This is a genomic window from Candidatus Eisenbacteria bacterium, from assembly GCA_035712145.1.
Classification (GTDB): Bacteria; Eisenbacteria; RBG-16-71-46; order RBG-16-71-46; family RBG-16-71-46; genus DASTBI01.
Genome location: DASTBI010000205.1, coordinates 24,159 through 32,940, shown reverse-complemented (window position 1 = coordinate 32,940; position 8,782 = coordinate 24,159). Strand labels below are relative to the sequence as shown.

11 protein-coding genes, 1 tRNA gene, 1 pseudogene and 1 riboswitch are annotated in these 8,782 nt (G+C 67.6%); of the genes and pseudogenes, 12 read left to right on the top strand and 1 reads right to left on the bottom strand.

Annotated features, from left to right (window positions below; translation table 11 throughout):
• Positions 1-134 (bottom strand): annotated as a pseudogene (locus VFQ05_14625) (transposase).
• Between the two features lie 88 nt (positions 135-222).
• Here VFQ05_14625 and VFQ05_14620 point away from each other — a divergent pair.
• From VFQ05_14620 to VFQ05_14565, 12 genes are all read left to right on the top strand, one after another.
• Positions 223-480: a helix-turn-helix domain-containing protein gene (locus VFQ05_14620; protein HET9327997.1), complete on the top strand. Its 258-nt coding sequence runs from the start codon at positions 223-225 to the stop codon at positions 478-480.
• A gap of 6 nt (positions 481-486) precedes the next feature.
• A complete protein-coding gene (locus tag VFQ05_14615; protein HET9327996.1) occupies positions 487-1,497 on the top strand; it encodes a site-specific integrase in 1,011 nt (336 codons plus the stop codon).
• A gap of 21 nt (positions 1,498-1,518) precedes the next feature.
• Positions 1,519-1,594, top strand: a tRNA-Lys gene (locus tag VFQ05_14610).
• Positions 1,595-1,959: 365 nt separating this feature from the next.
• A complete protein-coding gene (locus VFQ05_14605; GenBank protein HET9327995.1) occupies positions 1,960-2,217 on the top strand; it encodes a zf-HC2 domain-containing protein in 258 nt (85 codons plus the stop codon).
• Between the two features lie 95 nt (positions 2,218-2,312).
• Positions 2,313-3,344: a DUF933 domain-containing protein gene (locus tag VFQ05_14600; protein ID HET9327994.1), complete on the top strand. Its 1,032-nt coding sequence runs from the start codon at positions 2,313-2,315 to the stop codon at positions 3,342-3,344.
• On the top strand, positions 3,310-3,921 hold the full coding sequence (locus VFQ05_14595; protein ID HET9327993.1) for a hypothetical protein: 612 nt from the start codon (positions 3,310-3,312) through the stop codon (positions 3,919-3,921). The genes VFQ05_14600 and VFQ05_14595 overlap by 35 nt, the downstream gene beginning before the upstream one ends.
• Positions 3,922-3,970: 49 nt before the next feature.
• Positions 3,971-4,110: riboswitch (FMN riboswitch) on the top strand.
• Positions 4,111-4,218: 108 nt separating this feature from the next.
• Positions 4,219-5,292 carry a bifunctional diaminohydroxyphosphoribosylaminopyrimidine deaminase/5-amino-6-(5-phosphoribosylamino)uracil reductase RibD gene (ribD, locus tag VFQ05_14590; protein ID HET9327992.1) on the top strand — a complete coding sequence of 358 codons (1,074 nt, stop codon included), beginning with the start codon at positions 4,219-4,221 and terminating at the stop codon, positions 5,290-5,292.
• The gene (locus VFQ05_14585) at positions 5,292-5,900 is read left to right on the top strand and encodes a riboflavin synthase (GenBank protein HET9327991.1); all 609 of its coding nucleotides are present in this window, start codon (positions 5,292-5,294) and stop codon (positions 5,898-5,900) included. The genes ribD and VFQ05_14585 overlap by 1 nt, the downstream gene beginning before the upstream one ends.
• A gap of 47 nt (positions 5,901-5,947) precedes the next feature.
• The gene (locus VFQ05_14580; GenBank protein HET9327990.1) at positions 5,948-7,159 is read left to right on the top strand and encodes a bifunctional 3,4-dihydroxy-2-butanone-4-phosphate synthase/GTP cyclohydrolase II; all 1,212 of its coding nucleotides are present in this window, start codon (positions 5,948-5,950) and stop codon (positions 7,157-7,159) included.
• Positions 7,159-7,632, top strand: a complete 474-nt coding sequence (gene ribH / locus VFQ05_14575) for a 6,7-dimethyl-8-ribityllumazine synthase (GenBank protein ID HET9327989.1) — start codon at positions 7,159-7,161, stop codon at positions 7,630-7,632. The genes VFQ05_14580 and ribH overlap by 1 nt, the downstream gene beginning before the upstream one ends.
• Complete coding sequence (nusB, locus tag VFQ05_14570; protein HET9327988.1) at positions 7,629-8,057, top strand: transcription antitermination factor NusB; 429 nt, start codon at positions 7,629-7,631, stop codon at positions 8,055-8,057. Before ribH ends, nusB begins: the two co-directional genes overlap by 4 nt.
• The gene (locus tag VFQ05_14565) at positions 8,057-8,782 is read left to right on the top strand and encodes a metallophosphoesterase family protein (protein HET9327987.1); all 726 of its coding nucleotides are present in this window, start codon (positions 8,057-8,059) and stop codon (positions 8,780-8,782) included. The genes nusB and VFQ05_14565 overlap by 1 nt, the downstream gene beginning before the upstream one ends.

Sequence of the window (8,782 nt, the reverse complement as noted above, 5' to 3'; positions counted from 1 at the left end):
AGCTTCTTCAGCCGCCGGTTCTCGTCCTCGAGCGCCTTGAGCCGTCGCGCGTCGCTCACGTCCATCCCGGCGAACTTCGACTTCCACCGGTAGTAAGTGTGAGCCGCAATCCCGTGCCGGCGAATCACGTCGCCGACGTTCGGCGCACGGCTGGACGTCTTCGACATTCTTGGGCGCCGTGGGGACTGGGCAAGCATGTCGGTTCGACGGGAGAGGTAGCCCATGCGTGAAGCGGGTTCCTTCTCGCCAGCCGTGGCACCTCCGGCAGATGGGGGGAGCGCTGAGGCTCGCCGATCGGAGCGGCGGCCTGATTCTCCTGGTCTTTGGCGGCTGCGCGAGACGGCCGCGTATCTCAGCATCAGCGAGCGGCAGGTGCGCCGCGAGGTCGCTGCCAAGCGCCTCCGTTGCGTGCGAATTGGTCGGCGGCTACTCTTCGACCCCAAAGATGTATCCCGGTTCGTAGCGGCAGCAAAGGAGTAGTCCTGCATGCCGAAGCTGCCCACGAACGTAATTCGCCGAAAGGGCCGACCGGGATTCTGGTTTCGGGGTGTGCTTGGCGGGAAGCTCCGCCAAATTAGCCTCGGAAAGGACTTCCAGGAAGCCAAGCGGCGACTGCGCTCTTTGAAATCCGAAGGTCCGAGGATCAGCTCGTCCGTTGCCGAGATTCTCGAGAGCTGGCTGAAGATCGATGTTCCCACTCGCCGAAACGAGCTGGGTCAGCGGGACACGCGGAGCAGGATGCACCGCTACGTCTTGTCTTCCCTGGGCCACTGCAAGTTGACCGCGATCACGCCGGGGCGATTGCAGGAGCTTCGCCTCGAGCTTGATGCCTCTGGGTTGTCGGCTCAGAGCGTGGTTCACGTGCTTAGCGATGTCCGCCGGTTCCTCAACTGGTGCGCAGAGTCAGGCTACGTGGATCGGAGTCCCTTCCCGCGTCGGCTGTTCCCTAGACTCCAGGAGCGTCCGCCGGATCGTTTGACGGATGAGGAAGCAGAAATCTTACGGCGCGTCGGCGAGCCCTACGGCTTTACCTGTCGTCTTGCTCTTGGAACAGGCCTTCGTTGGGGCGAGCTGTGTCGTGCTCAAGCGAGCGACGTGGACCGACGAGGGTGTCTAGTAGTTCACCACCAGACGAAGAGTGGAAAGGTGCGCCGGGTGCCGCTAGCTGCTGAGTTGCTTTTAGAAGTCCGCCAGCGTGTAGGCCGTCTGATTCCGTTCTCCGTCAGATCGAAGGGCTCATTCGCTCGTACCATCCGGCGGGTAAGCGGAGATGAGGGTTTCCACCCTCATCAGATGCGCCACACCTTTGCCTGCCAATGGCTCGATCGCGGAGGGAGCCTGCCTGCCCTCCAACAGATCCTCGGGCATGCCTCGATCGTCACCACGCAGCGGTACGCGCGTCTCTCAGACGATGCCGTTCGCAAGGAAGCCGATTGGGTTCACCGTAACCCAATCGTCACCCACGGTGATCAGATGGAGGTCGCCGAATCGAAGTAAGTCGTTGCGGCTGATTTTTGTGACCCGTTAGCTCAGTCGGTAGAGCACCTGCCTTTTAAGCAGGGTGTCGCTGGTTCGATCCCAGCACGGGTCACCAACTGCCGGCTTCGTTCATCCTCGCCGCGGCACTCGGAAGGACTGCGACTGGCGGTGAGACCCAGGAATTCAGTGAGTCCAACGTGGGGGTACCGACATCAGGAAGGGGTGCTGTCATCCCCCACGGAGGGTACGGAGGCCGCGCCGGACGCTGTTCGGTGCGGCTTTCGCGGTTCGGCCTGTACGTTTGTTCAGTGGAATGGGTGTCGAACAGCGGTCAAAGGCCCGATGTAGAAGATTTTTTTCGGACCCCTGTCAACTTTCTGCAAACCGGATCGCATTAGGTTGCATCTAGAGGCGCGTATGACCCCTGGCCCGCATAGACGCGCCGTACGAGGTCAACGAAGGCCGAATGGAGCCCACGAGGTGAACTGCCAGGAACTCCTGGAACAGCTAGGCGACTATCTGGACGAGGAGGCGCGACAAGAACTCTGTCGCGAGATCGAAGAGCACCTGGAGCGCTGCAGCGACTGTCGCATCGTCGTCGACCAGACTCGCAAGACCATCGTGTTGTATCAGGCTGACCAGCAGGTGGAGCTGAGCGGATTCGCGGCGGCGTCGAATCGACTGAACGAAGCGCTCGCCAAAGCCTACCGCGAGGGGTCCGAGTCTCCTTCCGATTGACAGGCCAAAGCAGGGCCGCCTAGAGTGCGCGCCGTCTTTCGTGGGCCCGCGGGGTCACGCCGCGGGCCCATTCTCGTGTCCCGCGAATCCTCCACATGAAGCGCGTCGGCCTGCTCGGCCTCCCACAATCCGGCAAGTCCACGGTCTTCGAGGTCATCCTCCAGGGAGCGGGCGTCGAGGCGAAAACCGCCTCCGGGCGCGAGACCATCGGCGTGGTCAAGGTCCCCGACGAGCGGGTCGACCGGCTCTCCGCCCTCTATTCCCCGAAGAGCACCGTGCATTCGCAGGTGCAGTTCGTCGACACGGTGGCCGCCTCTTCTCAAGGCAAGCCATCGAAAGGCCCGGATCTCTTCGCCTCGGTCCGGAACTGCGACGCGTTGGCCGCCGTGGTGCGTGAGTTCGACAGCGACCCCGCGGCCGCGCGTCGCGACCTGCGCACGCTGGAAGCCGAGCTGATCCTCAACGACCTGGCGCTGGTCGAGACGCGGCGCGAGCGGATCGAGAAGGAGCTCCGCATCGGCAAGAAGCAGAACGAGCGCGAGCACGGCCTTCTCGTCCGCTTCCAGCAGGCGCTCGAAGCCGAGCAGCCGCTGCGCGGCATGCCGCTCGATCCCGAAGAGGAAAAGCTGGTCCGCGGCTTCCAGTTGTTGACGATGAAGCCCCTCCTCGTGGTGTACAACCAGGGGGAAGCGGGTCAGGCGCCGGCGCCGGGGGACGGGCCGCACACGGCCGCGGTCGGGCTCAAGGCGCTCCTCGAGCGCGAAGTGCTGGCTCTGCCGGCGGCCGAGCGGCCGGGCTTTCGCGCCGAGCTCGGGCTCGGAGAAGACGGTCTCACCACCGTGATCCGCGCTTGTTTCCGTTTGCTGGGCCTGATCTCCTTCTTCACCGTCGGCGAGGACGAGGTGCGCGCGTGGACCTTGTCGGCCGGCGCAAAGGCGGTCGAAGCGGCGGGGGAGATCCACACCGACCTGGCGAAAGGATTCATTCGCGCCGAGGTCATCCCGTGGGACAAGCTGCTCGAGGTGGGAGGTGAAAAGGGCGCGCGCGAGCGCGGCTGGCTGAGACTCGAGGGGAGGGACTATGTGGTTCAGGATGGCGACTGCCTCAACATCCGCTTCAACCGCTGAAGCCGGACGACGCGCCCGCAAAGCACTCGCGGGGCTGGCGCTGCTGGCGTCCGCGACCTTTGGGGCAGCGCCCGCCACGGCGCTCGAGCTCGAGTCGTTCCGCGGTCACCTGGCGATTGGTTACGGCAAGCTGATCGAATCCGACGCGCCGGCGGGGTCGATCTCCTTCTCGGGTGGCGTGGAATATCCGATCGGGTCGCGTTGGACGACCGGTGTCGAGATCGGCTACTGGCTGCTCGGCACGCGGATCGAGGAGCGCGGCAGCCTCAGCGCCGAGGCCGACTATTCGGCATTCGAAGCGTTGGCTCTCGCGCGCTGGATGGTGCCCAACACTCCGCTCGATATCGCCTTCGGTCCCGGCGTGATGAATGCGCGCGCCGACCTCACGTCGGTGGGCGTGGCGGGGTTCACGGATCTCGCGGTCGAGGAGACTCGCGCGACGGCCGCGCTGAGCGTGACCGCCATCCAGAGAAAGCCCGCCCCCGTGCGTCTCGGATTCGAGCTCACGAGCCGGATGACGTGGCTGACGAACGACACCTGGACACTCCTCGCCGCTCGTCTCGCCATCCACTACTGATCCCGGCGTTTTGACACTGCTGGAGCCCGGTCGCTATTCTCCCCGGCCGCAACTCCTTCGGGGCGGGGCGAAAGTCCCCACCGGCGGTACAGCCCGCGAGCGGGCGCGACGGCCACGAAATCCGCGCGCTTCGCAGATCCGGTGAGATTCCGGAGCCGACCGTCATAGTCGGGATGGGAGAAGGAGCATTGGATTGGGCATGAAGGCCATGCCGGTCGCCCCGTTGGCGTTTGCGTCGACGGGGTTTTTCATTTGGCGGCAAAGCATCCTTCGCAGTCTCCCGAGGGGTCGGCATTCATGAAGCGCGCGCTCCGCCTGGCGGAGCGCGGCCGCGGCCACGTGAGTCCGAACCCGATGGTCGGCGCGGTCGTCGTGCAGAAGGGGCGCGTGGTCGGCGAAGGCTGGCACCGGGCGCTCGGCCAGGCTCACGCCGAGGCGGTCGCCATCGAGCGCGCGGGACGTTACGCCCGCGGCGCAACCCTCTACGTCACGCTCGAGCCGTGCGCGCACGTCGGGCGAACCCCGCCGTGCGTCGACGCGATCCTCGATGCCGGGATCCGTCGCTGCGTCGTGGCCACGCGCGATCCGCATCCGATCGTCGACGGCCGAGGTCTCAAACGGCTGCGCGCCGCGGGGGTGAGGGTCGACCTCGGCCTCATGGCCGACGAGGCGCGCGCTCTGCTCGGCGGCTACTGGCAGGTCCATACCACGGGGCGGCCGCATGTGATGCTCAAGCTGGCGACGTCACTCGATGGTCGCCTGGCGCCGGCCGGCGGATTCGCCGGCCGCGGGCGTGGGCGCTGGCTCACCGGACCGCAGGCGCGCCGGGCGGTGCACCAACTCCGCGCGCAGATGGACGCGATCGTCGTCGGCGCCGGCACCGCGCGGGCGGACGATCCGCGGCTCACCGTGCGCGGGGTGCCGGGCGCGCGCCAGCCGCTCCGCGTCGTATGTGACACGCGGCTTGGGTTGCCTTCGACGCTCAGGCTGTTCCGTCTTCCGCTGGCGCGCGGCACCGTGGTGGCCTGCTCGGAGGGTGCGTCACGCAAGGCGGAGCGCGCGCTCACCGCGAAAGGCGTGCGGGTCTGGCGGCTGCCGCCCGGTCGCGGAGGCGTGTCCATTCCTGCGCTGCTGCGCCGGCTCGGCCGCGAGGGCGCGCAGGAAGTGCTGGTCGAAGGCGGCGCCCGGCTCGCCACCTCGCTGCTGGCGGCCCGTGCGGTGGACCGGCTCGCGCTGTTCGTCGCTCCGCGGGTGATCGGTGCGAGTGGCCTTTCCTGGTGCGGGCTGTTGCCCGCGACGGTCGAGGGGCGCGTGGCCGATCAACGCCGCGTCGGCGAGGACACCTGGGTCACGATCGAGATGAGGGACTGATGTTCACCGGACTGGTCGAGGAGATGGGTGAAGTGGCCGAGGTCATGGATCGCCCCGAAGGGCGAGCGCTGTGGATCCGCGCGACGCGCGTGCTGGAGGACGCCGAGATCGGGCACAGCATCGCGGTCAACGGCTGCTGCCTCACGGTGACCGCGATCGAGACGCAGCGATTCGCGGTCGAGATGGTGCCGGAGACGCTGCGGCGCACGACGCTCGGTCGCGTGGCGCCGGGCGACGCGGTCAATCTCGAGCGCAGCCTGCGGCTGGACCAGCGCCTCGGCGGCCACCTGGTGCAGGGGCACGTGGACGGCGTGGGGACCGTGCGCGGCGTCGACCTCGAAGGGGAGGGGCGCAGGATCACCGTCGACATCCCCGCGACGCTCGCCTTGTACGTGGCCGAGAAAGGCTCGATCGCGATCGACGGCGTGAGCCTGACCGTCGCCCGCGTGGGCGGCACGCGCTGCGAGATCGCGCTCATCCCACACACGCTCGCGGTCACCATTGCCGGCCGCTACGCGGCCGGGACCAAGGTCAACATCGAGGTCGATCTGATGGCGCGCTATCTGGCCCGCCTGGTCGAGCAGGGCGGAATCGGGAGGACTTCATGACGGCCGCGAGAGCGACGACGCAGCGCAAGCCCCGGCGCGGGCCCTCGGTGTTCATCGATGTCCCGGAGGCGGTGAAGCAGATCCGCGCCGGGCGCATGATCATCGTGGTCGACGACGCCGATCGCGAGAACGAAGGGGATCTCGTGTTCGCGGCGCAGAAGGCGACGGCCGACATGGTGAACTTCGCGGTCAAGCATGGCCGGGGCATCCTGTGCGCGCCGATGTCGCCGGAGATCGCCGATCGTCTCGACCTGCGCATGATGGTGAACGAGAACACCGCCAAGTTCGGCACGCCGTTCACCGAATCGGTCGACGCGCGGCGCGGCACCACCACCGGCACCTCGGCGTTCGACCGCGCGCGCACGCTGCGGGTCATGGCCGATCCGCGCACCCGCGCCGCCGACCTCGTGCGTCCCGGCCACGTATTCCCGCTGCGCGCGGTGCCGGGCGGCGTGCTGCGGCGCGCCGGCCACACCGAGGCGGCGCCCGATCTGTGCGTCATGGCGGGACTTCATCCGGTCGCGGCCGTGTGCGAGATCCTGCGCGAGGACGGGCACATGGCCCGGCTTCCCGATCTCGAGCGCTTCGCGCGCGAGCACCGCCTCGGGATCCTCACGATCCAGGACCTGATCGCGCACCGGCGCAAGAAGGAGATGCTGGTCCACCGGCTGGTCACGGTGCCGCTGCCGACGGCCGAAGGCCGGTTCCAGCTCCAGCTCTACGAGAGCCGGCTGGAAGGCGACCATCACGTCGCGCTCGTCAAGGGACGGATCGCGGGGCGAGGGCCGGTGCTGGTGCGCGTGCACTCGCAATGCCTCACGGGCGACGTGTTCGGCTCGCAGCGCTGCGACTGCGGGCCGCAGCTCCACTCGGCACTCCGGGCCATCAGTCGGCGAGGCCGTGGGGTGTTGCTGTATCTTCGCCAGGAAGGCCGCGGCATCGGGCTCGCCGCGAAGCTCAAGGCCTATGCGCTCCAGGATCAGGGCCTGGACACCGTGGAGGCGAACGTGCAACTGGGATATCCGCCGGATTTGCGCGATTACGGAATCGGCGCGCAGATCCTCGTGGACCTCGGGGTGCGCGAGATCGAATTGCTCACCAACAATCCGCGCAAGCTCGTGGGCCTCGAGGCGTACGGCCTGCGGATCACCAAGCGTGTTCCTATTCACGTGAAGCCCAACCGCTACAACCGGCGCTACCTCACGACCAAGCGGGACAAGCTGGGCCACCTGCTCGACCTCAAGCTCGGGGAGACGTGATGGCGCAGGAGATCACGCCCGGGCACGACGCCCACGGCCACCGCTTCTGCCTGGTGGCCTCGCGCTTCAACCAGGTCTACGTGGAGCGCATGGTGAAGGCGGCGCTCGACGTTCTGCGCGGACGCGGCGCCTCCGAGAACGATCTCACCGTCATCTGGGTGCCCGGGTCCTTCGAGCTTCCGCTCACCTGCCGGTGGGCCGCGGCTTCGGGACGCTACGACGCGGTGCTCGCCTTCGGGACGCTCGTGCGCGGCGAGACCGAGCACTTTCGTCTCGTCGCCGACGTCTCCACACAGGGTCTGCTGCAGGCCATGATGGAGACCGACGTGCCGGTGCTGAACGGCGTGCTCGCGGTGCACGACGCCGGGCAGGCCGAGGCACGCACCGGCGGCGCGCTCGGCAATCGCGGCGCCGAGGTGGCGCTGGCCGCCGTGCAGATGGGGCGCCTCCACCGCGAGATGCGACCGCGATGAACACCTCGCTGGAAGGGCGGAGACGGGCGCGCGAAGCCGCGTTCCAGGTCGCGTTCCAGGCCGATCTGATGAGCGAGTCGTTCGCCGAGACATGGTCGCGAATCAAGGAGGGATTCCATCTGAGCGAGGACCAGTCCCAGCTCGTGGACGACGTGGTCCGAACGCTCGAGCAGCAGCGCGGCACCGTGGACGACGTGCTGCAGTCGGCCGCCGAGCACTGGGAGCTGTCGCGGCTGGCCGCCACCGATCGCTCGGTGCTGCGTGCTTCGATCGCCGAGCTGATCGGCAGGCCCGGCACGCCGGTGCGGGTCGTGCTCAACGAGGCCATCGAGATCGCCAAGCGCTACGGATCGGAGGAGTCGGGCCGCTTCGTGAACGGCGTGCTCGATCGCGTGGCGCGCGCCCTTCGCCCCCAGGAGCTGTGATGCTTCACGCCATCGTCTCGGACGTCCACGGCAATCTGGAGGCGCTCGAAGCCTGCCTCGCCGACATCGCGAAGCACCGGCCGGAGAGCATCGTGTGTCTCGGCGACTTCGTGGGCTACGGCGCCTCGCCCAACGAATGCATCGACCGGCTGCGGCCGATGATCGAGCACGCGGTGGCCGGGAATCACGACCTGGCGGCTTGTGGACGATTGCGGCTCACCTACTTCAACACCAACGCCGCCCAGGCCGCGCTTTGGACCGAGAAGACGCTCACGCCCGAGAACCTCGCCTATCTGCAGGGCTTGCCCTTCTCGGTGCGTTGGCGAGAGGCACTGCTGGTTCATGCCTCGCCCGCCGAGCCCGAGGACTGGCACTACGTGCTGTCCCCGGTCGAAGCGCAGGCGGAGATGGACGCTTACACCGAGTCGGTGTGCTTCATCGGTCACTCGCACTATCCGGGGAGCTTCGACCGCCACAATCATCAGGTGCGCTACTCGCGCAACGCCGACATCCGGCTGGAGAAGGGCCACCGCTACCTGATCAACGTGGCGAGCATCGGCCAGCCGCGCGACGGCGACCCGCGCGCGGGCTACGCGCTGTTCGAGGACGGTGAGCGCTGGGTGAAGCACGTGCGCCTCGATTACGACGTGGCCGGCGCCATGCGGCGAATCATCGACGCGGGATTGCCGCGGTTCCTCGCCGAGCGCCTGCAGTGGGGCGAATAG